Origin of the sequence: Cohnella hashimotonis (assembly GCF_030014955.1) — a bacterium.
Taxonomy (GTDB): domain Bacteria; phylum Bacillota; class Bacilli; order Paenibacillales; family Paenibacillaceae; genus Cohnella; species Cohnella hashimotonis.
In genome coordinates, this window is record NZ_JAGRPV010000001.1 from 1,982,917 (window position 1) to 2,005,804 (window position 22,888).

Below are 22,888 nucleotides of genomic sequence, written 5' to 3' on the forward strand. Positions count from 1 at the left end.
GCATGACAACTTCGCAAGACGCGTCATCTCAGAACGCTCATGACCTGACATCCGCCAATGACGGCGGGGAAGCTTCCTTCCGTACCGCCGCCGAGGCCGTCGGCTGGATCTCCGGTCTCGCGCCGGTCGTCGGCATCAAGCCGGGTCTCGAGCGAATGGAGCTGCTGCTGGAAAGGCTGAACTATCCGCACCGCCGGCTCAGATTCATCCATGTGGCGGGCACGAACGGCAAGGGATCCGTATGCGCCATGCTGGCCTCTGTCCTGCGGCAGAGCGGCTACGATGTCGGTTTGTTCACGTCGCCCTACCTTACGTCGTTCGCGGATCGTATCGATTACAACGGCGAGGCGATGCCCGAAGAGGCTATCGTTCGCCTTGCGAACCGGTTGAAGCCGCTCTCCGACGAGCTGGCGGATTCCAAATGGGGCCCGCTGACGGCGTTCGAGCTGACGACGGCCATGGCGATTCTCTACTATGCGACGGTGACTTTTCCGGATTATGTCGTATGGGAAACGGGACTGGGCGGACGCCTTGACGTGACTAACGTCGTCACGCCGGTCGTCAGCATCATTACGAATGTCGGGCACGATCATATGGATCTTCTTGGCGATACCATCGCGGACATTGCCCGGGAAAAGGCGGGTATCGTCAAATCCGGCGTCCCCGTCGTATCCACCGTACTTCAGCCGGAGGCGGCTGCGATCGTCAAGGAAACCGCAGCATCGCGCCAAGCGACGCTCTATCAGCTGGGCGAGCAGTTTTCCTATGAAAGCCGAGGCGCGCAGGAAGAAAACGAGGCGCAAGCCTTCGATTTTCGGGATTTGTTCCGGGGACTCGACGATGTCCGGATCGGCTTGGCAGGCATGCATCAACAGACCAATGCCGCCGCCGCGATCATGGCGATCGACGTGCTGCGGACGTACTATGCGCTGATCGTCGACGAGGCGGACCTGAGAGAGGGGCTAGGCCGGGCCGCATGGCCGGGCAGGCTTGAACTTATCAGCCGCGAACCGCGCATTCTGCTTGACGGCGCGCATAATCCCGAAGGCATGGCCGCGCTCGCGGAGGCGCTTCGGCAGGGGTATCCCCGCGACAAGCTTAATGTGCTGCTCGCCATGATGCCCAACAAGAATCATGAAGGCGCCTTAAGGCATATACTACCAATGGTGAGTACGCTTGTCGTTACGGAACCGGACCATCATCGCAAGATGGGGGCTGAAGCGCTGGCGGATGTCGCCCGGCGTGCGGGGCGGGATGCGGTCGGCGCGGCATCCGTCATCGTCGAACCGGATTGGCGCAAAGCGCTCGAAAAAATACAAAGCCTCGCGGCCGCCGATCCCGAGGAAAATACGTTGACACTCGTGACGGGCACGCTCTATTTGATCGCGGATGTCCGTTCATGGCTGCTCGAACGCAAGACTTCTGACAAAGGCTGGTGAAGCGTCGTTGGCAACGGCTGAACACGTACATTTTATCGGTATCGGCGGCTATGGGATGAGCGCAATCGCCAGAGTTATGCTGGAGATGGGCTATCATGTGACCGGGTCTGACGTGGCCCGGCAAGAATTGACGGACAAACTGGCCAGCAAAGGGGCCGAGATCTACATCGGACACGAGCCAGGCAACGTCCGAGGCGCCAATCTTGTCGTCTACTCGACGGCACTGGCCCGGGACAACGTAGAGCGCGTGGAGGCAGAGAGCCTTAACATTCCGACGCTGCACCGCGCGCAGATGCTGGCCCGACTGCTTAACAGCCGTACCGGCATCGCGGTGGCAGGCGCGCACGGCAAGACGACGACCTCCTCGATGATCGCGCTCGTCATGGAGCTGTCCGGCCTGGATCCCACTTATATCATCGGGGGGGAGATCGTGAACGTCGGCACGAATGCGAAGGCCGGCAAAGGCGATCACGTCGTGGCCGAGGCGGACGAGAGCGACGGTTCGTTTCTCCAGTACGAGCCTGCGGTAGCCGTCGTCACGAACATCGAGGCGGATCATCTCGAGAACTACGACGGGGATTTTGGCAAGCTCAAGGCGGCTTACGTACAATTCCTTAAGCAGGTCCGTCCGGACGGCTGCGCCGTCGTATGCGCGGACGACGACAACGTCAGGGAGCTGCTCCCCCAGGTCGCGGGAACCAACGTGATCACCTACGGCATCGACCAGGAGGCGGATTATAAAGCGGTCTCCATCGAGTTGGGCGATCGCCAAGCTTCCTTTACTGTCGTTAAGGGCGGGGAGACGCTCGGTCTCGTTCGCCTGTCCGTGCCCGGATTGCATAACGTTTACAATGCGCTCGCCACGATCGTCGTTTGCCTGCACGCAGGCGCGCCGTTCGATCGGATCGCGTCGTCGATCGTTGAGTTCAGGGGCGCGAAGCGCCGGTTTCAGGTGCTCGGGGACGTGAACGACGTGCTCGTTATCGACGATTATGCGCACCATCCGACCGAGATCCAGGCGACGATCCTGGCGGCCAAGGCGACGGGCAAACGTATTTTGGCGGTATTCCAGCCTCAGCGGTACACGCGTACCTACTTCTTGCTGGATGCGTTCAGCCGGGCATTCGCCGAGGCGGACGAGGTGTATATTACCGATATTTACTCGCCGGCCGGCGAGAAGCGCATCGAGGGCGTCACGTCGTCGCGTCTCGTCCAGTTGATCGCCGAGAACAGCAACGCCAACGTCTCTTACGTCCCGACGCGGGAGCAGGTCCGCGACCTGCTCGCCGAGCGCGTGAAGCCCGGCGATCTCGTGCTGACGATGGGAGCCGGCGATATCTGGAAGTCGGCCGACGAGCTGGCCCGCATCCTGCGGGATCGGGCCGGGAAGCAATAGCATGACCGAAGCGCAGCGGGATCGCCCCGCTGCGCTTTTTTTTGGAATATCTCACGGAGTAGGCGGTTTTCTGGCAATCATATTCTCTCTCATTCGATCATAGACTAGGATTAATAGACGAAGCAGGGAGAGAAGCCAAGATGCAGCCAACTTCCAGAATGACCTTTAAATTCGACGGCAACCTGCCAAGGGAAGTCCGAAACGATAGCACCGATCAGCAAGCTTCCGATCTACGATTGTCGTCGCAGGGAGGCACCGGCGCCGCACTCGCGGATCCGACAGCTCCTGGCTTCAAGCCTCGCGGATTCTCGGCGCAGTCAGGCAGGCAGTCGCAGAATATCGGCAGCGGTTATCGCCTGCCGGGCAAAGGCGCGCATATCGGGCAAGGGCGACCGTCCCCGGAACCCGCGGTCGCGGCCCGTACGCAAGCCGTTTTGGCAGAGGAAAAAAAACTTGCGTCCGAAAGCGCGCAGCAGAATTCGTTCGTGGGCAATCATTCGTCCGGCGCTGCTCCGTCTGGCATTTATCCTCAAGGTGCGCTTTTCCACAACGAACATCCGCCAGGCGCACATCTGAAGCAAGCAAAATGGCCCCACAACTATCCAAACCGATCAAATTTGAACCCTACAGATTCGAAACCCGCAGATTCGAACCGCCCATATCGACCCGACACACAGCGGATCGAATCGAAAGCGCACAGCAAACCGGCTCTGCGCGACGTGCATACCGTCGCTTATCAGGACGACGTCGAAGGTCTGGAGCAGATGATCCGCGGAACAGACTGGGATCGCGACCTCCGGCAGACCGAGGGGCGTTCGGTGACTGCGAGCCGCCTGAAATCCGCGCAGCCCGGCCGCGTCGCCGGCTTTCGCAAGCCGTCTTCCGTCGAAGCGCCGCTTTCCCCTGCACTTCCTCATGGCGATGATCGTCGTGCAACGGCCGGGCCGCTAATACAAGCTGTTTATCCGCCTGCCGATGACCATGATCCATATGCGCTTAATCATACCGATGCGTATGGCGTTCGTTCGATACATGCTCACTCTGAACATGCTCACTCTGAAATGGATATGAATGCGGACGAGCGGTGGATGGATGGCGGGGAGACACGGAGATATCGCGGCGGGCCGTCATGGATGCGCATTTTCGCCTCGATCGCTGCGGCGATCTTGACGGGTGCGATATTCGGTTATATCGTGCTTGCGCTGTTCACGGGCGAGCCGATCTTGCCAACCGGAAGCGCCGCGGATCCGGCGTCCGCCGGTTTGCAGCCTGGCGCTTCGGGGGTGGCGGCAAGCGGCAGCAAGGCCGATCTTGCGGCGACAGGGAAGACGCCGACCGATAAATCTGAGGGCGCGGGCGCCGCAGGAGCAGCACACCCGGACAAGACCACGGGAGCTGCAGGCGATGCACAGGTACCGGCCTCGGTCAGCTACCTGCTGCAATACGGCGTTTTCCAGAGCGAGGCCAGCATGAACGAAGCCGTCCAGGCGTTGACGAGCCAGGGCATCGCGGCGGCTACGGATACGACGGACGGGTACCGCGTATATGCGGGAATCGCATCCGGCAAAAACGAGGCGGAGAAGCTGGCTGCGGTTTTGACGGACGAGGAACTGTACGCGAAGGCGCTGGATAACAGGGCGCTCTCGCTGCCGCAGACGCCCGCGGCGGTATCGTGGGCGGCATTTCTCGAGGAGAGCGATGCGCTCGGCCGCTTGCTGGCCGGGACTTCGGCAGAGCTGCTCGAAAAGGGAGGCAATGCGCCGCCGAGCGAGCAGTCCTCCGCCGATCTGCAAGCTGCCTGGAAACGCTGGAAGGCGACCACGGCAGATATGACCGTATGGTCCGGCAGCCGCAGCGACCCTGCGGGCGCCTTGGCCGCTCACCTCGAGGCGGCGTCCGGTCAATGGACCGCATACGTCAAGGAGCCGTCCGCAGCCCGCATGCGCGCCGTACAGGCTTCGACCATGAAAGCGGCATTGATCGCCCGCCAACTGCGCGAGGAGCTGGGCGAGGATGGCGACTAAGCTTCGACTTTAGTAACGTAACGGGCGACATCGCCCTGCGCAGAGCGCGCAAGCTGGACCACAAGACCTACTTCCGCCGTCGCTTGCCGCATTGCGCTCGCAGACAGCCCCGTCCCAGGGGCTGTCTTTGCGTTGTCCATTGTGCGTGCCGCCGCAGCCACGTATAATAATGAAGCAAGTGTCAAAAAATGGCGGGAGACGTAGATAGCGTGAAGAAAAACGGCTGGATTTTAATTTTATTCGTATTCCTCGGCATGCTGGCCGGCGCGCTTGTCGCGGACTGGCTGAAGCGCGTCCCGGGGCTCGACTTCCTCACGCGGACGGTGAAGGTACATTGGTCGCCTTCCGCCGATCTGCTGGTTCTCGTTTACAACATCAACATCTCGCTGAACGTGAGCCTGCTCAGTATGGTCGGCATCGCGGCGGCAATCTGGATTTACCGTAAGATGTAAATGAATGTCATAAGACAAAGCAAGCGATATTGAAAGGGAGATTTCCGATATGTCCCATATTGCAGCGCCGGATTCGCGCGTTACGCTCGTTCTCGCTTCCACCTCGCCTCGCAGGCAGCAATTGATCGGCTTGCTCGGTCTGCCTGTCGAGATTATTCCTAGTCATGCCGACGAGGATACGCCCGCGGACTGGAGTCCCGCCCGCATCGTCGAAGAACTCGCACACCGCAAAGCTTCCGCCGTACGGGAGCGCGCTGCGCAGACGCAGGGCGCGATCGTCGTAGGCAGCGATACGATCGTCGTGCTGGACGGGGACGTACTGGGCAAACCGAAGGACCGAGCGGACGCCGTGTCGATGCTGACGCGCCTCGCAGGCCGCGGCCACGAGGTATTCACAGGCCTATGCTGCATCGAAGCGGCGTCCGGACGTACCGTCGTGTCGCACAGCGTCACGCGCGTGTTCATGCGGCCGCTTGCCGAGAATCAGATCGTCCGTTACGTCGAATCGGGCGAGCCGATGGATAAAGCCGGCGCGTACGGCATTCAGGAAATCGGCGCGATGCTCGTCGACCGCATCGAAGGCGACTTTTTTACCGTCGTCGGCTTGCCTGTTTCCATGCTCGCGGCGCAGCTCGGCGAGTTCGGGCTTCAGCTTCCCTGACCGGGTCGGAAGAGGGATTTCGCATGGGCGACGCACGACGGCCGCGACCAGGCCGCGGGGTAGCGTCCCTCCGGAAGACCTTGAGCCGATATCCGCAGCCGATGCGGTCGATAGGGAAGAGGGTATGATCGATATGGAACAACGCGCTTACATGCTAAGGGAAATGCCGGAAAACGAAAGGCCCCGCGAACGCATGCAGAGTCGGGGGGCAGCGGCGCTCAGTCATGCCGAGCTGCTCGCCATTCTGCTGCGCACGGGCACGAAGAACGAGTCCGCGATTCATCTCGCGCAGCGCATTCTGAACGAGTGCGGCGGGCTTCGCAGACTGGCCGAGCGCGCATGGGACGAGCTTATTCATATCAAAGGCATCGGCCCGGCCAAGGCGCTGGAGCTGCAGGCTTCGATCGAGCTCGGCAGGCGCATGGCCCGCGCGCGGCTGCCCGAGATGCCGCGAATCCAGCGTCCCCAGGACGCTTCAGAGCTGCTCATGGAGGAAATGCGGCATTTGCGCGAAGAGCGCTTCGTCTGTCTGTTTCTCGATACGAAAAATCAGGTCATCGGGATGGACACGCTGTCCGTCGGCTCCTTGAGCGCTGCGATCGTGCATCCGCGCGAAGTTTTTCGTGCTGCCATCCGCCGCAGCAGCGCCTCCATTATCTGCGCGCACAACCATCCTAGCGGAGATCCGACGCCAAGCGCAGAAGATATAGCGCTTACCCGGAGGCTTGCCGAAGCCGGCCAGCTGGTCGGGATCGAATTGCTCGACCATTTGGTAATCGGTGACAATCGCTTTGTAAGTTTGAAGGAGCTAGGCTCCATGTAATATAATATACAGGATTGTCCCAACAGGAGGTTACAAAGCATGTTCGGAGGATTTACACGAGACCTGGGTATTGACCTGGGCACAGCTAACACACTTGTATACGTCAAAGGCAAAGGCATCGTCGTCAGGGAGCCCTCCGTGGTCGCCCTTCGTACCGATACAAAGAAGATCGAAGCCGTTGGCGAAGCAGCCAAGAAAATGATCGGACGGACCCCGGGCAACATCCGCGCCATTCGTCCGATGAAGGACGGCGTTATCGCCGACTTCGACACGACCGCTACCATGATCAAGTACTTTTTGAATCGCGCGCAGAAGCAGCGCTCCTTCCCTTCGCGTCATCCCAACGTGATGATCTGCGTGCCTTCCGGCATCACCGCCGTAGAGAAGCGCGCTGTCGAAGACGCCGCCAAGCAAGCAGGCGCACGTGAAGCCGTCACGATCGAGGAGCCGTTCGCGGCCGCCATCGGCGCCGATCTGCCCGTCTGGGAGCCGACCGGCAGCATGGTCGTCGACATCGGCGGCGGCACGACCGAAGTCGCGGTCATCTCGCTCGGCGGCATCGTCACGAGCCGTTCGATCCGGGTAGCCGGCGACGAGATGGACGAGTCTATCATGCAGTACATCAAGCGTCTCTACAATTTGATGATCGGCGAGCGCACGAGCGAGCAGCTCAAGATGGAGATCGGCTCGGCGATGCCGCTGGACAAGATGGAGTCGATCGAGATTCGCGGCCGCGACCTGGTCACCGGATTGCCGAAGACGCTCGCCATTACGTCCGACGAGATCACCGAAGCACTCGCCGACACGGTCAACGCGATCGTGGACGCCGTCAAGGTTACGCTGGAGAAGTGCCCGCCCGAGCTGTCGGCGGACATCATGGACCGCGGCATCGTGCTGACGGGCGGAGGCGGCCTGCTTCGCAACCTGGACAGGCTCCTCGCCAGAGAGACCGGCATGCCGGTCATCGTCGCCGAGAACCCGCTGGATTGCGTCGCGATCGGTACGGGCAGGGCGCTCGAAAATATCCATCTGTTCAAGTCCAAGGGCTCCTCGCGCGGCCGCTAATGCGCAAGGTACCGCCGTTCGGCGGCATGTCAGAAGCAGGTGATCGTTATTTTTAAATTATTCGGGACCAAACGTTTATTCATTCTCATGATCGGCTTGATCCTTTTTATCGCCGTCATGGGGTTCACCTTGCGCCGCAGCGGCCTGACGTGGCCCGAACGATTCGTTAACGATGCGTTCGGGACCGCGCAAAGCGTGCTGTATCGGCCGGTCGGAGCGGTCGCGGGCTTTTTCCGCGACCTCGGCCGGCTTTCCGACGTCTACAAGGAGAATGAGGAGCTGCGCCGTACGGTGGCGAAGTACATTCAGGATCAGATCCGGTACAATGACATCGCAAGCGTTAACGAGCGATACAAGCAGGAACTTGAGTTCAAACAGAGGCAAGAGCAATTATTCAGCTACAAGTATGTCATTTCGCAGGTCATCGCGAGTGGATCCAATCCGTACGACAAGACGATCAAGATCGATCAGGGCTCCCATGACGGCGTGAAGCCGAACATGGCGGTTGTCACTGTGGACGGTCTCGTCGGTCTCGTCAGCAAGGTGTCGGAGTTCACGTCGACGGTCATGCCGATCACCGAACTGGATTCCACGGCGCCGGATACGATCCAGATCTCCGCGACCGTATCGGGCAAGGAGCAGCAGGTATTCGGCATCGTCGATTACGACAAGGAAAACGGCGTCATGCGCATGAGCAAAATCGATGAAAACGCGAACGTGGCCGAGGGCGACACGGTCGTCACGTCGGGTCAAGGCGGCGTCCTGCCAAAAGGCCTTATTATCGGCAAAGTGCTGACCAATCAGGTCGGCGATTTTGGCCTCACGCATACGGCGACGATCCAGCCGGCTGCCAAGTTCGACCATCTATACGAAGTATTCGTCGTGATGACGCCGGATCCGGATCAGCCATGACAAAGATTCGTTTGAACCGGGCCATCGTGGTTACGCTCATTTTTCTGCTGATACAGACGTCGGTCCTGCCCTGGCTCGTTCCGTCCGCCTGGAGCGGCCGGCTGCTGCTGCATCTGCCGTTCGTCATGACGGTTTTCGTCGCACTGCTGGGCGGTCGTCATCGCGCTTTTTTGTTCGGCCTCGGGTTCGGTTTGCTCGAGGATATGCTGTTTTACGGCCATATGATCGGCGCATACGCCTTCGGCATGGCGCTGATCGGTTATCTGATCGGGCTTGCTTTCGAGCGCAAGCTGAGCACCTTGGCCTTCGTCCTCCTTTTGACCGGTATGGGCAGCGGTTTGTTGGACATGCTCGTCTATTTCGTTTACAAGCTGTTCTCCTTGACGCACCTTAGCGCAAGCTTTGTCTTCTTCTGGCAGGTGCTGCCGACGCTGCTGCTGCACATGCTGGTTGCTTTGGCGCTGTACCTGCCGTCGCGACGCTTCCTGGTTCGGCAAGTCGTATCGCAAACGGAGGCAGCCGAAGGCAATTGAGCTTCGCGCCGCACGCAGAGCGAGGCGGCCAGGCAGGAATTCGGACTTTCTTGCCCGAATTGGTTAGCAGTAGGAGGGACGAGGCGTGAATGTCAAATCGCTAGTGACGATCAAAGGGGTCAAGGACGGGCTTGTGTTTCTGCTCGACGACGCCTGCGAGCTCGAAGCGCTGATCGACGAGCTTGAAGCCAAGCTGGAGAAGCACGAGCAGCAGCTTGCCGGACCGATCGTACACATTCAGATCAAGCTCGGGGCCCGTCAGCTCCCGGAAGAGGACAAAGAGCGCATCCGCTCGATAATTCGCAAGCAGGGCAATTTCGTCGTTCAATCGATCGAGAGCGATCCGCTGCCCGTAGGACCTGCCGACTACAGTTCCTATAAGGTAGAGACGGTGACGGGCATGGTACGTTCCGGTCAGACGCTTGAGCACGAAGGACATCTGCTGCTGCTCGGAGACGTCAACCCCGGCGGGGCCGTCCGGAGCACGGGCGATATTTATATAATGGGCGCGCTGCGCGGCGTCGCGCATGCCGGCTGCGCAGGCCATGCGGAGGCGATCATCGCGGCTTCGCTCATGAAGCCGACGCAGCTTCGCATCGCCGACGTCATCAGCCGGCCGCCCGACGAATGGGCAAGCGGAGAATCGTGGATGGAGTACGCGTATCTAAAAGACGGCGCCATGCAGATCGACAAGATGGCGCATCTGCATCATATCCGCAATCGAGCCTTGCAGGCCAAAGGAGTGTAGTACGATGGGTGAAGCGATAGTCGTGACGTCGGGCAAGGGCGGCGTCGGCAAGACGACGACATCCGCAAATGTCGGCACGGCCCTGGCGCTCATGGGCAAGAAGGTATGCATGGTCGATACCGACATCGGCCTTCGCAATCTCGACGTCGTGATGGGTCTCGAAAACCGGATCATTTACGATTTGATCGATGTGGCGGAAGGGCGCTGCCGGCTGAACCAGGCACTCGTGAAGGACAAGCGTTTCGACGAGCTTTACATGCTGCCCGCCGCGCAGACGAAGGACAAAAACGACATTTCGCCCGATCAGGTACGCAAGATCGTAGAAGAACTGAAGCCCGATTTCGACTATGTCATCATCGATTGTCCGGCAGGGATCGAGCAGGGCTTCCGCAATGCGATCGCCGGCGCCGATCATGCCATCGTCGTAACGACGCCGGAAAACGCAGCCGTCCGCGACGCCGATCGCGTCATCGGACTGCTGGAGAAAACGAACATTTCGCAGCCCAAGCTTATCATCAACCGGATTCGGCCAAATCTGCTGAAGAGCGGGGACATGCTGGAGGTCGACGATATTATCCAGGTGCTGGCGATCGATCTGATCGGCATCGTGCCGGACGACGAGGATGTCATCAAGGCGGCCAACCAAGGCGAGCCGACGGTCATGAATCCGAACTCCCGCGCCGCGATGGCCTATCGCAACGTCGCGCGCCGCATTCTCGGCGAGACGGTGCCGCTCATGCATCTGGACGAAAAGGCCGGCGTGCTGCGGCGCATGCGCAAGTTTCTCGGAATGGGTTGATCTGAATTGCTTAACCGACTTAAAAAAATGGATCTGATCATGCTGCTGTGCCTGTTCGGCTTCATGGCGATCAGTGTGCTGCTCGTGCGCAGCGCGACGAGTATCGATGCCGGATATTCCGGCAAGCCGATGCAGCAACTTGTATTTTACGCTATCGGATTTGTTCTCATTTTGCTGACGACCTTGTTCAATTACCGGCTGCTCCTGAAGACGTGGTTCGTCTGGTACGGACTCGGACTCGTATTGCTGGTTGCCGTGTATTTGTTTGCGACTCCGGTCAACGGTGCTAAGAGCTGGTTTGAGCTGCCGGGCAACATTCAGTTCCAGCCCGCAGAGGTTGTGAAAATTTTCCTTATTCTCACCGTTGCTTGGCTCATGGGACGCAGGCAGGGCGATCCGTTATCGATGCGCAAGGACGTGCTGCTCATCGCGGCCGTCTCTTTTGTTCCGTTTCTGCTAGTCATGATTCAGCCCGATCTCGGCAACGCGACCATCTATATTTTTATCGTGCTCGGTATGCTCTGGATCGGCAACGTGCGTTATTCGTACGTCCTCATCGGCCTTGCCGCCGTCGTAGGCGGAGTTTTGCTATTTTATACGCTGTTTAATTCGTACAACCAAGAGATCAAGACCTACTTGGAAGGCCACGACAAAGGCCACTGGTATCAGCGGATCAACACGTACATCCATCCCGAAGAAGCGTCCGCGGACGCAAGGCGCCAGACCGAATACGCCAAAATCGCCATCGGTTCGGGCGGGCTGGCCGGGGACGGGTACATGCAGGGCGAGTCCAAAAACCGCAAATTTATCCCTTACACGTATTCGGACTCGATCTTCGTGGTCGTCGGGGAAGAATTCGGCTTTCAGGGCGCGGCGGTGCTGCTGCTCCTGTATTTCGTTTTTATCTATCGGATGATTATAATCGCATACCAGTGTATCGATATTAAAGGCTCGTTCGTCATTATCGGTATCGCCTCCATGCTGGTGTTCCAGATTTTCCAGAACGTCGGCATGATGATCGGGCTGATGCCACTGACGGGCATCACGCTTCCGTTCGTCAGTTACGGCGGCACGTCGCTCTTGCTCAACATGCTGTCCATCGGACTTGTATTCAGCATCAGGGCGCATCAAGAGAAATACACGCTCGAAGATTAAATATGTTTTGCCGTACAGCCGTCCCGTCGCGTCTTCTTCCAAGGCGCGGGGACGGCTGTTTGCGTCCGCAGAGGTCTATGAGGTCTATTCCTTGTCCTGCAGCCATAAGGTGTTAGAAGTAGAGGACAAGGAGGGCTCGGCATGGCGAAAAAACCGGACAAGCGGGAGGCGGGACGAGCGGGAATAGCCGCGGGGGACGCGGGTTCCGGAGGCGGCGCGCCGTCGGCGCCGTACGCGTACAGGCCGTATTCGCCGGAGGAGCTGGAGGCCGATCCCGAGCTGTGGTGGAAGGAAAGGCAGCGTCAGCTGCGGATGAGCGCGGCCTGGAGCCCGATCGTCAAGACGAGACGGCGCGCCGAAAACGACGGAATCGTCGCGGGCGCCGGCCCGATCGGCAGCTTGCGTTCGAGCGGAGAGAAGACGCTGGGGGATCTGCCCGCAGCGGGAGCCGGTATTCGTAACGAGCGCAACGCCGGAGCCTCCGTTTTCGCCGGGGGAGCCGCGGGCGCATCGGGGGTGTACGATAGCGGCGGAACCGCGGGGGGCCCTGCCGGCGGATCGGTTGGAGGATCTGCGAGCGGCACGGCCGGTGCTGCCGTCGGAGGCGGAGGTTTATACGGAGGGAGCGTACCGATCGCTCCCTGGTACAACGATGCGGCAGGTCCGGGCGCCGGAAGGCCTCCCGGCCGCGGCTACGAGAATCAAGGGATGCTTGCGCGACTGCGGCGGGGATTCGTCATGCGCGCGGCTGTTGCCCTTCTGTTATACGGTGCCGCCTGGGGCTGGCTAAAGTGGGATTTGCCGGGCCGCGGAGAAGCCGAAGCGTGGATGACGCTCGCGGTGACACAGGACATGAATTTCTCCGCCGCCGAAGCCTGGTACGGCCGCGCGTTCGGCGATTCGCCATCCTTCTTGCCGGTTTTCCGCCACGGCGCGAGCGACGCCGAGGAAGTGACGGCAGAGTGGGATGGCCAGGCGACGGTCGTACCCGTTCAAGGACGCGTTGCGGAGACTTTTAAGCAAAACGGCAGCGGCGTGAGGATCGAGGCGGATCCGGGCAGCGCGGTGAATGCGGTTCACAGCGGCAGGGTCATCCAGGTAACGACTTCCTCCCAGGGAGATGCGACTGTTCTCATACAGCATGCGGGACGGATCGTCACTGTCTACGGGGGCGTAAGTGCGGTGTCGGTGCGCGCAGACGACTGGGTCGAGGCGGGAGGCAAGCTCGGCGTATTGGGACAGGCGGCGGACGGCGCGGGCGCTCGTACCCTCTATTTTGCGATTCGCCTTGGCGACAGGTCGCTCGATCCGCAGGAAGTGATTCCTTTTGATTAAACTCGGGGGAATCGTCTTCAGGTTCCACCCGCTCTTCGTGCTTCTTATGCTGCTCTCCGTGCTCACCGGCCGCTTTCAGGAGATGATCGCGCTCTTTTTTATCGTCCTGCTGCACGAGCTTGCCCATCTTTGGACTGCGCTCCGTTTCAATTGGAAGGTGCGCGAGGTTAAGCTGCTGCCGTTCGGAGGCGTTGTCGAGACGGAGGAAGCGGGTTCGGTGCCGGTGCGGGAGGAGGCGCTTGTCGCTGCGGCGGGTCCCGCATACAACGCGCTGCTGTCGCTGGCGGCCTGGGGACTGGGACATTTCGGGCTGATCGATCAAGCCTGGGCCGATGATTTTGCCAGGGCGAGCGGATTGATCGCCGCGTTTAATCTGCTGCCGGTGCTGCCGCTGGATGGCGGCAGGCTGCTGCAGTGCTGGTTTTGCCTTCATTTTCCCTACCATCGCACGCTCGTATGGAGCGTCCGCATCAGCCTGCTTTTCAGCGCGGCCGTCATTCTCGGCGCTTTGTGCCCGCCGCTTTACGGCGGTCTTGTCCATCTTAATTTACTTGCGATCGGCTTGTTTCTGTTCGCCTCGAACTGGACTTATATGCGGAATCTGCCGTTCGTCTTTCTGCGCTTTCTCGTCCGGCGGGCGGAACGCTCCTCGAGCCGGATCGATTCGGGGACGCTGGCGCAGCCGATCGTCGTATCGCGTCACCGCCAGCTTTCCCACGTCGTCCGTTTGCTCATGAAGGAGCGCTATCATCTCGTCTATATGATGGATCACGGGAAAATCTCGCGCGTCCTGCCCGAGGGACAGGTCATCGACGGCTTTTTGGGCAGCTTGACGGAAGGGAATGCGGATTTTCGCTTTTTCATGTAGAATGGGTTAAAACGGCTATCGCTCGCAGCCCGGCAGCGCTCGCTCCGGGACAAGCGGGGACCGTTCGCCCAGGAGGTAGGCATGAAGCAGCTCTTCGTTCACTGCACGCGCAACGTGACTCAGTCCTCGCTTCTCGAAGACGGCGTGCTGACCGAATTCAGCGTCGAGCGCTCGGAAGGCACCTCTTTGGTCGGGAACATTTATTTGGGACGCATCGTTAATGTCCTGCCCGGCATGCAGGCTGCGTTCGTCGACATCGGGCTCCCCAAGAACGCCTTCCTGTACGTGGACGACGTGCTTCATCCTCATCTGGATCGCCAGCCGAAGACCAAGCCGTCCATCGCCGAGCTTCTGAAGCCGGGCGACAGGCGCGTCGTTCAGATTATGAAGGAGCCGCTCGGAGGCAAAGGCGCGCGGATCACGACGCACTACTCGCTGCCGGGGCGGTGCCTTGTCTATATGCCGTACGCCGACTACGTCGGCGTCTCCAAAAAGATCGAACAGGAACACGAGCGCGCCAGGCTCAAGGGACTCGCCGAGGAGCTGCGGGAGGCCGGAGAAGGCCTCATCCTGCGTACCAATGCGGAGGGCGAGTCCCGGGAATCGCTCGCGCGGGATCTGGAGGGACTTCGCAACGTGTGGCGCCATATATCGGAGCGGGGAGCGACGGCCGAGGCGCCGGCGGAGCTGCACCGGGATTTCGGGCTCGTGCAGCGGACGGTAAGAGATGTCTTCAAGCCCGATATGGAGGCGCTGATCGTCGATGACGAGCGCGCATACAGAGATGCGCGGGCGTATCTGCGCCAAGCGGCGCCGCATCTTGAGCAGCGCGTCAGGCTGCATGCCGAACCTCAGACGCTGTACGAGCATTTCGGGATCAAGGCGCAGATCGATCAGGCCTTCCAGCGACGCGTGGCGCTGCGCAGCGGCGGTTATCTGGTTATCGACCCTACGGAGGCATTGACCGTCATCGACGTCAACACCGGCAGGTACACGGGGGCGATCGACCTGGAGGAGACGGTCTTCCAGACGAATCTCGAGGCTGCCGCCGAGATCGCGAGACTGCTCCGCCTGAGGGACATCGGCGGCATCGTCATCGTCGATTTCATCGATATGACGGACGAGGAGCATCGCAAGCGGGTGGTCGACCGGATCGAGGAGACGATGCGGCTCGACCGGACCAAATGCCAGGTCGTTGGCTGGACAAGGCTTGGTTTGCTGGAGATTACGAGAAAGAAGACCCGCGCGGATCTGATGAGTTATTTTTACGAGACATGCATCGCCTGCAAAGGAACGGGCAGAACGTACGTGCGTTGAGGCGAACCATAAACAGGTTGCCACAGGCGTACGCTTGTGGTAGAATACTCTAGTGCGTGCAATGGGCTCCTGTCAATTGCAAGCTACAACCGCACTCCAAAGGGTATCGAAGACCGGACGCACGAGCGGCCGGCACCCCATGAGGCGAGTCTTAGAATGAGGGAGGTGCACACATGTACGCGATTATCGAGACTGGCGGCAAGCAATACAAGGTTCAAGCCGGCGACGTCATCTTCGTGGAGAAGCTCTCCGCAGGCGAAGGCGACAGCGTTACGTTTGACAAGGTTCTGGCCGTATCCAGCGACAAGGGCTTCGTTACCGGAGCTCCGCTTCTGTCCGGCGCAAGCGTGACGGGCAAGGTTGAGAAGCACGTCAAGGGCGAGAAGATCATCGTCTTCCACTATAAACCGAAGAAGAACGAACGCAAGAAGCAAGGCCATCGCCAACCGTACACCAAGGTGACGATCGAGAGCATTCAGGCTTAAGAGGCGCAGGATGATCAAGATCGACATTCGCCGCGACGAGCGGCAGCGGATCAAGTCCTTCGAAGTGTCCGGTCATGCGGGATACGACGATCCGGGTAAGGATATCGTATGCGCTGGCGTGTCGGCCGTTACGGTCGGGGCGGTCAACGCTATCGAGCGCCTGACCGGCATCGTGCCGAAGGCGAAGGTGAAGTCGGGCTTTCTCTCCGCGGATATGCCTCCCGAGGGCGTCGATTCCGAACGGGTCCAGCTTCTGCTGGAAGGGATGGTCGTCGCGCTCGAGGACATCGCCGAGGAATATGCGAAGCACGTTCGGCTCAAGCAATAATTAAGCACAGAAGGAGGTTGACACCATGTTGAAGCTCAATCTTCAGCTCTTCGCTTCGAAGAAGGGCGTAGGTTCCACGAAGAACGGACGCGATAGCCAATCCAAGCGTCTGGGCGCGAAGCGCGCTGACGGCCAAGCCGTTACGGGCGGCACGATCCTCGTACGCCAACGCGGCACGAAGATTCACCCGGGCAACAACGTCGGCATTGGCAAGGACGATACGCTGTTCGCTCTTGTCGAAGGCGTCGTGAAGTTCGAGCGCTGGGGACGCGATCGCAAGAAAGTTAGCGTCTATCCGGCTCCGGTGGCGCCTGTCGCCGCCGCACTTGAATAATCGACATCCAGAACCCCGGCCGCGCGTAGTGGCCGGGGTTTTTGCGTAGACGCACACGAATACATCTTCTGCCATTCAGAAGGCAGCCTGCGTCGGCTGTATCCAAAGCGGGGAAAAGTAATGATGCCCAGACAAAAAATCGACGGCTTAATGCTTGCGGCTGCGACGCTCCTGGTCCCGGCTTGTGCGGTCGTGGCGTGGCGGGATCAGTGGTGGCCGATCGTGCTCTTTCTCGTTTGGGCGTTCGCCGCTGCCTTGGTCGCAGGCATTGCCTGTCGGCGTGCCTACAGGCGGGAGACGGACAGACTGGCAGAGCGCGCCTCGAGAGACATCGTCAAGTCGCGCCAGGACCTTGTGGGTACGCTGAGCCACCATCGTCACGACTGGATGAACGAGCTGCAAATTTTATACGGATACCTGCGCATGCAAAAAATCGATAAGGCGATCGCGGTCGTGGACAGAATAAAGGAAGACATGGAGCGCGACAGCCGCATATCGCGTCTCGGAAGTCCGGAGCTGTCCGCGTACCTGCTCTCCTTTCGGACGTTCTGCGATACGATGACGCTGGATGCCCGCGTAGACGAGCATCTGCAGGCGTCCTGCGTCGTATCGGCGGGTCCGGAGCGCGTCATGCGGGCGGCGATCGGACTGATCAATGCCTACCGGGTCCGCGCGTCGGCCGCTACGGCCGAGGAGAACATGCTCCGCATCGTCTTCTTGGAGGCAAGCGGCGAGCTGCGTATCGCAACGATTTATGAAGGCGCCTGGTCCGCCTGGAGCAGCCTGCGCGAGGACGTATCGCAGTCGCTGCCGGACGGGGCGCGGCTGTCCGCGCCGGTTGAAGGGGACGAGGAAGACGATGCGCGCAAGCTGACGGTCGTCGTGCCGTTCGATTGAATGCTATTTCAGATTGCCTGCTCATCGAAGCGGAAACGAGAGTGATCACAACATGTTTGTAGACAAGGCGAAAATTTATGTCAAAGGCGGGGACGGCGGCGACGGGCTCGTCGCATTCCGCAGGGAGCTGTACGTGCCCGAAGGCGGGCCCGCGGGCGGGGACGGCGGGGACGGCGGCGACGTCGTGTTCCAGGTCGACGAAGGACTCCGTACGCTTATGGACTTCCGGTACCAAAAACACTTTAAGGCCACGCGCGGCGAAAAAGGCCGCAACAAGTCCCAGCACGGCGCCAACGCCGACGACATGATCGTGCGCGTGCCTCCGGGTACGGTCGTTTACGACGACGACACGGGCGAGATGATCGCCGACCTGACGCAGCACGGCCAGGCGGTTGTCATCGCCAAGGGCGGCCGTGGCGGCAGAGGCAATACGCGCTTCAAGAGTTCCGTCAACACGGCGCCGGCCATCGCCGAAAACGGCGAAGAAGGCAAGGAGCGTTGGGTGACGCTGGAACTGAAGGTCATGGCGGACGTCGGTCTCGTCGGATTTCCGAGCGTGGGCAAATCTACGCTCCTGTCGGTCGTATCGGGCGCGCGTCCGAAGATCGGCGCGTATCACTTCACGACGCTGACGCCGAACCTCGGCGTCGTCGAGCTTGGCGACGACAGCAGCTTCGTCATGGCCGATTTGCCCGGTCTGATCGAAGGCGCGCATGCGGGCGTCGGGCTCGGCCACGAGTTTCTGCGGCATGTGGAGCGGACTCGCGTTATCGTGCATGTCGTAGATATGTCCGGGCTCGAAGGGCGCGATCCTTTTGAAGACTGGGTCAAGATCAACGAAGAGCTCAAGCTTTACAATCTTAAGCTGACCGAGCGACCGCAGATCGTCGCGGCGAACAAGATGGACATGCCCGAATCCGAAGAGAACCTGGCGGCGTTCAAGGCCAAGCTCGCGGAAGTTCGTTCCGATATCGAAGTGTATCCGATCTCCTCGCTCACGCGAGCCGGCGTGCCGGAGCTTCTGTACAAGACGGCCGAAGTGCTGGCAACGGCACCGGATCCGGCGGAGTTGGCCGCGCAGGAGGCAAGAGAGGCAGAAGAGGCAGAAGGCGTCGTCTACCGGCTGGAACACCGGGAGGAAGTGCACGACTATACGATCTCCCGGGACAACGAGACGTTCGTCGTCGAAGGCGAATCGATCGAGCGCCTGCTAAGGCGGACGCAGTTCGGCTCGTACGAAGCGGTCATGCGCTTCGCGCGCATCATGCGCAAGATCGGACTGGACGCGGATCTGCGCAAGCGCGGAGCCAAAAACGGCAATATCATTCGGATCGGCGACTTCGAGTTCGAGTTTTTCGAAGGCGGCGAGGAAGAGTACTTGTACGAAGACGAATAAGCGCTTGGCGGCCGCTTGGAAGCGACTGGCACGGAGCCTTATCGCCAGCCGGCGTTAGCGCGGCGGGAGATAAGGCTTTTTTTATGCCATTCAACTATTGCCGCCCCGGTGCCGATCGGATATAATGTCCACTATACACAAACATGCGTCTTTCCTAGGAGGACGGGGAATGGCGGAGCAATATTACGCGGTTCGCGAGGATCTGCTGCCCGAAGGCATGCGCAAGGCCGAGCAGGCGAAGGCGATGCTGCGGCGCGGCGAAGCGGCGACGATTAATGAAGCGGCCGAGCGGGCTGGCATTAGCCGGAGTGCTTTTTACAAGTACAAAGACGGCGTATATCCGCTCGACCAGACTGCGCGGGAGTCGATCGCGACGCTGTCGATCGATCTGGAGCATCGGTCGGGGATTCTGTCCCGGATGCTGGCGCTGCTTGCGGACAGCGGGGGCAACGTGCTTACGATCACGCAGTCGATCCCGCTGCAAGGCTTGGCGAACGTCGTCGTAACGATCGATGCGGCGCAAATGACCGGCGGCATCGGCGAATTGGTCGAGCGGCTGAAGGCGCTGGACGGCGTTCGGCGCGCGTCCGTCGTCGGCCGCAGTTGACCAAAGCGGTGCAGCCTATGCGTAATAAGAACTCGCAGAGCATGAAGCGGAGGAGAAGAGCTATGAAGCCGGTAAAAGTTGGATTGATGGGATTGGGCACCGTAGGCACCGGCGTCGTCCGAATCGTGGAGGGCCATCAGGCGGATCTTCAGAGCCAGGTTGCCTCGCCGATCGAGATCGCGAAGATTCTGGTCAAGGATGCGTCCAAGTCGCGCAGCGTGGCCATCGATGCGTCGAAGCTGACCGAGGATCCGTGGGAGCTCGTACGCGACGAGGAGATCGACATCATCGTCGAAGTTATGGGCGGCGTTGGCGCCACCAAGGAGCTGCTGCTCGAGGCGCTGGAGCGGGGCAAGCATATCGTCACCGCCAACAAGGATCTGATGGCGCTTCACGGTCAGGAGATTCTGGCTAAGGCCAAGGAGAAGGGCTGCGACGTGTTTTACGAAGCGAGCGTGGCCGGCGGCATCCCGATTATCCGGACGCTCATCGAAGGCTTTTCTTCGGACCGGATTACGAAAATCATGGGCATCGTCAATGGGACGACCAATTATATTTTGACCAAGATGAGTCAAGAGGGCGCCGACTATCAGGACGTTCTGAAGGAAGCGCAGGCGCTCGGCTATGCGGAGGCCGATCCGACTTCCGACGTCGAAGGACTCGACGCCGCGCGCAAGATGACGATCTTGTCTACGCTCGGCTTCCGAGCGAACGTGGCGCTGGAGGACGTGGACGTGCGAGGCATCAGCGCCGTCACGCAGGAGGACATCCGTTACGCGCATCAGCTCGGCTGCGAGATCAAGCTGCTCGGCATCGCCGAGCGGCAGGACGATTATATCAGCGTCAGCGTGCAGCCGACGCTCGTGCGTCGCAGCCATCCGATCGCCTCCGTCAACGGCGTGTTCAACGCCGTCTACGTGCACGGCGAAGCGGTGGGCGAGACGATGTTCTACGGACCTGGCGCCGGCGAGATGCCGACCGCGACATCTATCGTGGCGGATCTCGTGGCCGTCGTCAAGAACATGAAGCTCGGCGTCAACGGACGGCAAGCCTCCCTTTCTTACAAGGAAAAGAAGCTTAAGACCGACGAGCAAATCGCTTCGAAGTACTTTATGCTGCTGCATGTCGAAGACCGGGCGGGCGTATTGATGCAGATCGCGCAGGTTTTCTCGAAGTTCGACGTCAGCATCGAATCCGTCATGCAGCCCGTCACGCCTGACCAGCAGGGCGCGCAGCTGATTATTTCTACGCACGCCGCAGACAAGGCTTCGATGAAGGCCGTGCAAAAGGCATTCGAAGAGCTGCCTGCGGTCAAGACGATCAAGAGCGTCTATCGCGTAGAGGGCTGATCAAGCGGCTGCGGCACTGAATCGGGGAGAGGGGAAAGAAGTACAATGACGGAAAAGGCAACACGTCCCGCGGCCGACCGCGTCGTCGTCCGCGTACCCGCAAGCACCGCGAATCTCGGACCGGGCTTCGACAGCTTGGGCATGGCGCTGTCGCTTTACGCCTGGGTCGATCTGGCGCCGGCGGAGCGGACTGTCGTGACGCTGCACGGCGATCATCTTGAAGGCGTCGCGCGGGACAAGAGCAATCTGATCTACGAGGTCGCGCAGTCTGTATTCGCCAAGGCGGGCGTCGAGCTTCCGGAGCTGGCGATCGGCATTCGCAGCGACATCCCGCTGACGCGCGGCCTTGGCAGCAGCGCGTCGGCAATCGTCGGCGCGCTGGTGGCGGCCAATGCACTGATCGGCGAGCGGCTGACGCAAGACGAGCTGTTCCAGATGGCGACGGCTCTCGAGAAGCATCCGGACAACGTCGGCGCTTCGATCTATGGAGGCATGATTGCAGCGGCATGGGACGGGCATCGGGCCGAAGCGGTTCGTTTCGACCCGCCCGCAGCTTTGCGCTTCCTGGCGGCGATTCCGGCATTCGAGCTGGCGACCAAGTCCGCTCGCGGCGTGCTGCCCCGGCAGGTGGCGCGGGAAGACGCGGTATTCAACGTGGCGCACAGTTCGCTGCTGACGGCGGCGCTCGCAACGGGCAGGCTCGACGTGCTGCGCCATGCCTTGCGGGACAAGCTGCACCAGCCATACCGTGCGCCGCTCATTCCGGGCATGGAGCGCGTGCTGCGCGAAGCGCCCGAGCATGGCGCGCTCGGCGCGGTGCTGTCAGGCGCGGGGCCGACGCTGCTCGCGCTTGCCGAAGCGAACGCGGACGTTCAGGGACTCGAGTCCTTCGTTCGCGAGGCGCTGGCGGAGGCCGGAGTTCAAGCGGAGCTTCGCTGGCTTATCCCCGATCTGACCGGACCGTTGGTTCGGCTTCTGCAAGCGGGCGATGCGGATTTCGCCTCGGCGCCTGACGCCGTATTGTCTTCCCGGATAGGAACGGAGGTGCGGCCTTGAATCGCGTACCGAGCGCAGCGGTGCTCCCGAAGGGGACGTTTTCCGACGAGGCGGCCCGCTACTTTTTCCGCGACCGCGAGGTCGAGCTTCGCTATCACAAGATGATCGCGGACGTCTTCAAGTCGACGGACGGCGGCACGACGGACTGGAGCGTCATCCCGATCGAGAATACGATCGACGGCTCCGTCAGCCTCCATACGGATTGGCTCGTGCACGAAGTCGAGCTGCCGATCCGGGCGGAGTGGGTATTTCCTGCCGTACAGAATCTGGTCGGGCGACTGGGCGAGCTGGCAGCGGACGGTCAAGGAGAGCAGGAACCGTCAGGCGCCTGGGATCCGGCCAAGATCGTCAAAATTTTCAGCCATCCGGTAGCGATGGCGCAATGCTACGAGTTTATTCGTGCGCACATCCCGCACGCGGAGCTGGAGACGCTCTCGAGCACGGCCGAAGCGATCCGCACCGTACACGACAATCCGGGGCGGGGCTGGGCTGCGATCGGTACGGGCACGGCTGCGGCTGATTACGGTTTGGACCTGCTGCAGGAGGCCGTGACCGACCACGACAACAATTACACGCGATTTCTACTCGTCGGTCATCGCGTATACGAACCGGTTGCAGAGCCGAAGTACAAGACGAGCATACTGATTACGCTGCCCGAAGATTATCCGGGCGCGCTGCATCAAGTGCTGTCGGCGTTTTCGTGGCGGAGGATCAACCTGTCGCGAATCGAGTCGCGTCCGACGAAGAAGAAGCTTGGCAGCTACTATTTCTGGATCGACATCGAAATGTCGCTCGACACGGTCCTGCTGCCGGCGGCCATCGCGGAGATCGAGGCGATCGGCTGCCAGGTGCGCATTCTTGGCTCTTATCCCAGTTTCCCATTCGAAGGTTGAACATTTTCGGAGGTGT

The 22,888-nt window shown here is 60.5% G+C and carries 24 protein-coding genes and 1 other annotated feature; all 24 genes read left to right on the plus strand.

All coding sequences use genetic code 11. The features are described 5' to 3' along the window. Nucleotides 1–2: 2 nt before the first annotated feature. The 24 genes from KB449_RS07745 to pheA all read left to right on the plus strand — a co-directional run bounded on the left by KB449_RS07745 (nucleotide 3) and on the right by pheA (nucleotide 22,872). Nucleotides 3–1,439 (plus strand): bifunctional folylpolyglutamate synthase/dihydrofolate synthase, encoded by a 1,437-nt coding sequence (locus tag KB449_RS07745; protein ID WP_282907826.1) that lies wholly within the window; start codon nucleotides 3–5, stop codon nucleotides 1,437–1,439. 7 nt (nucleotides 1,440–1,446) lie between these two features. Beyond that, nucleotides 1,447–2,835 carry a UDP-N-acetylmuramate--L-alanine ligase gene (murC, locus tag KB449_RS07750; RefSeq protein ID WP_282907827.1) on the plus strand — a complete coding sequence of 463 codons (1,389 nt, stop codon included), beginning with the start codon at nucleotides 1,447–1,449 and terminating at the stop codon, nucleotides 2,833–2,835. A 1,133-nt stretch (nucleotides 2,836–3,968) separates the two neighbouring features. After that, on the plus strand, nucleotides 3,969–4,859 hold the full coding sequence (locus KB449_RS07755) for an SPOR domain-containing protein (protein WP_282907828.1): 891 nt from the start codon (nucleotides 3,969–3,971) through the stop codon (nucleotides 4,857–4,859). Nucleotides 4,860–5,068: 209 nt separating this feature from the next. Continuing rightward, complete coding sequence (locus KB449_RS07760; RefSeq protein ID WP_217596194.1) at nucleotides 5,069–5,311, plus strand: DUF4321 domain-containing protein; 243 nt, start codon at nucleotides 5,069–5,071, stop codon at nucleotides 5,309–5,311. A 49-nt stretch (nucleotides 5,312–5,360) separates the two neighbouring features. Then, on the plus strand, nucleotides 5,361–5,972 hold the full coding sequence (locus tag KB449_RS07765; protein ID WP_282907829.1) for a Maf family protein: 612 nt from the start codon (nucleotides 5,361–5,363) through the stop codon (nucleotides 5,970–5,972). A 133-nt stretch (nucleotides 5,973–6,105) separates the two neighbouring features. Then, entirely contained in the window at nucleotides 6,106–6,795 is a 690-nt protein-coding gene (gene radC, locus KB449_RS07770) for a RadC family protein (RefSeq protein WP_282907830.1), read from the plus strand. Nucleotides 6,796–6,834: 39 nt separating this feature from the next. Next, nucleotides 6,835–7,860 (plus strand): rod shape-determining protein, encoded by a 1,026-nt coding sequence (locus KB449_RS07775; protein WP_282907831.1) that lies wholly within the window; start codon nucleotides 6,835–6,837, stop codon nucleotides 7,858–7,860. An 87-nt stretch (nucleotides 7,861–7,947) separates the two neighbouring features. Continuing rightward, nucleotides 7,948–8,772 carry a rod shape-determining protein MreC gene (mreC, locus tag KB449_RS07780; RefSeq protein WP_282907832.1) on the plus strand — a complete coding sequence of 275 codons (825 nt, stop codon included), beginning with the start codon at nucleotides 7,948–7,950 and terminating at the stop codon, nucleotides 8,770–8,772. Beyond that, the gene (gene mreD, locus KB449_RS07785; RefSeq protein ID WP_282907833.1) at nucleotides 8,769–9,305 is read left to right on the plus strand and encodes a rod shape-determining protein MreD; all 537 of its coding nucleotides are present in this window, start codon (nucleotides 8,769–8,771) and stop codon (nucleotides 9,303–9,305) included. The genes mreC and mreD overlap by 4 nt, the downstream gene beginning before the upstream one ends. An 85-nt stretch (nucleotides 9,306–9,390) precedes the next feature. Next, complete coding sequence (locus KB449_RS07790; protein ID WP_282907834.1) at nucleotides 9,391–10,053, plus strand: septum site-determining protein MinC; 663 nt, start codon at nucleotides 9,391–9,393, stop codon at nucleotides 10,051–10,053. A 4-nt stretch (nucleotides 10,054–10,057) separates the two neighbouring features. Continuing rightward, nucleotides 10,058–10,852 (plus strand): septum site-determining protein MinD, encoded by a 795-nt coding sequence (minD, locus tag KB449_RS07795; RefSeq protein ID WP_282907835.1) that lies wholly within the window; start codon nucleotides 10,058–10,060, stop codon nucleotides 10,850–10,852. A gap of 6 nt (nucleotides 10,853–10,858) precedes the next feature. Next, nucleotides 10,859–12,007: an FtsW/RodA/SpoVE family cell cycle protein gene (locus KB449_RS07800; RefSeq protein ID WP_282907836.1), complete on the plus strand. Its 1,149-nt coding sequence runs from the start codon at nucleotides 10,859–10,861 to the stop codon at nucleotides 12,005–12,007. A gap of 141 nt (nucleotides 12,008–12,148) precedes the next feature. Continuing rightward, entirely contained in the window at nucleotides 12,149–13,342 is a 1,194-nt protein-coding gene (locus tag KB449_RS07805; RefSeq protein ID WP_282907837.1) for a M23 family metallopeptidase, read from the plus strand. Further along, complete coding sequence (locus tag KB449_RS07810; protein WP_282907838.1) at nucleotides 13,335–14,210, plus strand: M50 family metallopeptidase; 876 nt, start codon at nucleotides 13,335–13,337, stop codon at nucleotides 14,208–14,210. Before KB449_RS07805 ends, KB449_RS07810 begins: the two co-directional genes overlap by 8 nt. 81 nt (nucleotides 14,211–14,291) lie before the next feature. Beyond that, complete coding sequence (locus KB449_RS07815) at nucleotides 14,292–15,527, plus strand: Rne/Rng family ribonuclease (protein ID WP_282907839.1); 1,236 nt, start codon at nucleotides 14,292–14,294, stop codon at nucleotides 15,525–15,527. A 77-nt stretch (nucleotides 15,528–15,604) separates the two neighbouring features. Further along, nucleotides 15,605–15,689, plus strand: a sequence feature (ribosomal protein L21 leader region). Nucleotides 15,690–15,700: 11 nt separating this feature from the next. Next, nucleotides 15,701–16,012 carry a 50S ribosomal protein L21 gene (gene rplU / locus KB449_RS07820; RefSeq protein WP_090115596.1) on the plus strand — a complete coding sequence of 104 codons (312 nt, stop codon included), beginning with the start codon at nucleotides 15,701–15,703 and terminating at the stop codon, nucleotides 16,010–16,012. Nucleotides 16,013–16,022: 10 nt separating this feature from the next. Then, entirely contained in the window at nucleotides 16,023–16,340 is a 318-nt protein-coding gene (locus tag KB449_RS07825) for a ribosomal-processing cysteine protease Prp (protein ID WP_282907840.1), read from the plus strand. A 25-nt stretch (nucleotides 16,341–16,365) separates the two neighbouring features. After that, complete coding sequence (gene rpmA, locus KB449_RS07830) at nucleotides 16,366–16,674, plus strand: 50S ribosomal protein L27 (RefSeq protein WP_090115598.1); 309 nt, start codon at nucleotides 16,366–16,368, stop codon at nucleotides 16,672–16,674. Between the two features lie 123 nt (nucleotides 16,675–16,797). Next, complete coding sequence (locus tag KB449_RS07835) at nucleotides 16,798–17,571, plus strand: Spo0B domain-containing protein (RefSeq protein ID WP_282907841.1); 774 nt, start codon at nucleotides 16,798–16,800, stop codon at nucleotides 17,569–17,571. A gap of 52 nt (nucleotides 17,572–17,623) precedes the next feature. After that, nucleotides 17,624–18,967, plus strand: coding sequence for a GTPase ObgE (gene obgE / locus KB449_RS07840; protein ID WP_282907842.1), 1,344 nt, complete (start codon nucleotides 17,624–17,626; stop codon nucleotides 18,965–18,967). 169 nt (nucleotides 18,968–19,136) lie between these two features. Further along, nucleotides 19,137–19,574 carry an ACT domain-containing protein gene (locus KB449_RS07845; protein ID WP_282907843.1) on the plus strand — a complete coding sequence of 146 codons (438 nt, stop codon included), beginning with the start codon at nucleotides 19,137–19,139 and terminating at the stop codon, nucleotides 19,572–19,574. 62 nt (nucleotides 19,575–19,636) lie between these two features. Then, complete coding sequence (locus tag KB449_RS07850) at nucleotides 19,637–20,923, plus strand: homoserine dehydrogenase (RefSeq protein WP_282907844.1); 1,287 nt, start codon at nucleotides 19,637–19,639, stop codon at nucleotides 20,921–20,923. A 45-nt stretch (nucleotides 20,924–20,968) separates the two neighbouring features. After that, nucleotides 20,969–21,979, plus strand: coding sequence for a homoserine kinase (gene thrB / locus KB449_RS07855; RefSeq protein WP_282907845.1), 1,011 nt, complete (start codon nucleotides 20,969–20,971; stop codon nucleotides 21,977–21,979). Beyond that, nucleotides 21,976–22,872 (plus strand): prephenate dehydratase, encoded by an 897-nt coding sequence (gene pheA, locus KB449_RS07860; protein WP_282907846.1) that lies wholly within the window; start codon nucleotides 21,976–21,978, stop codon nucleotides 22,870–22,872. The genes thrB and pheA overlap by 4 nt, the downstream gene beginning before the upstream one ends. The last annotated feature ends 16 nt before the right edge of the window (nucleotides 22,873–22,888 follow it).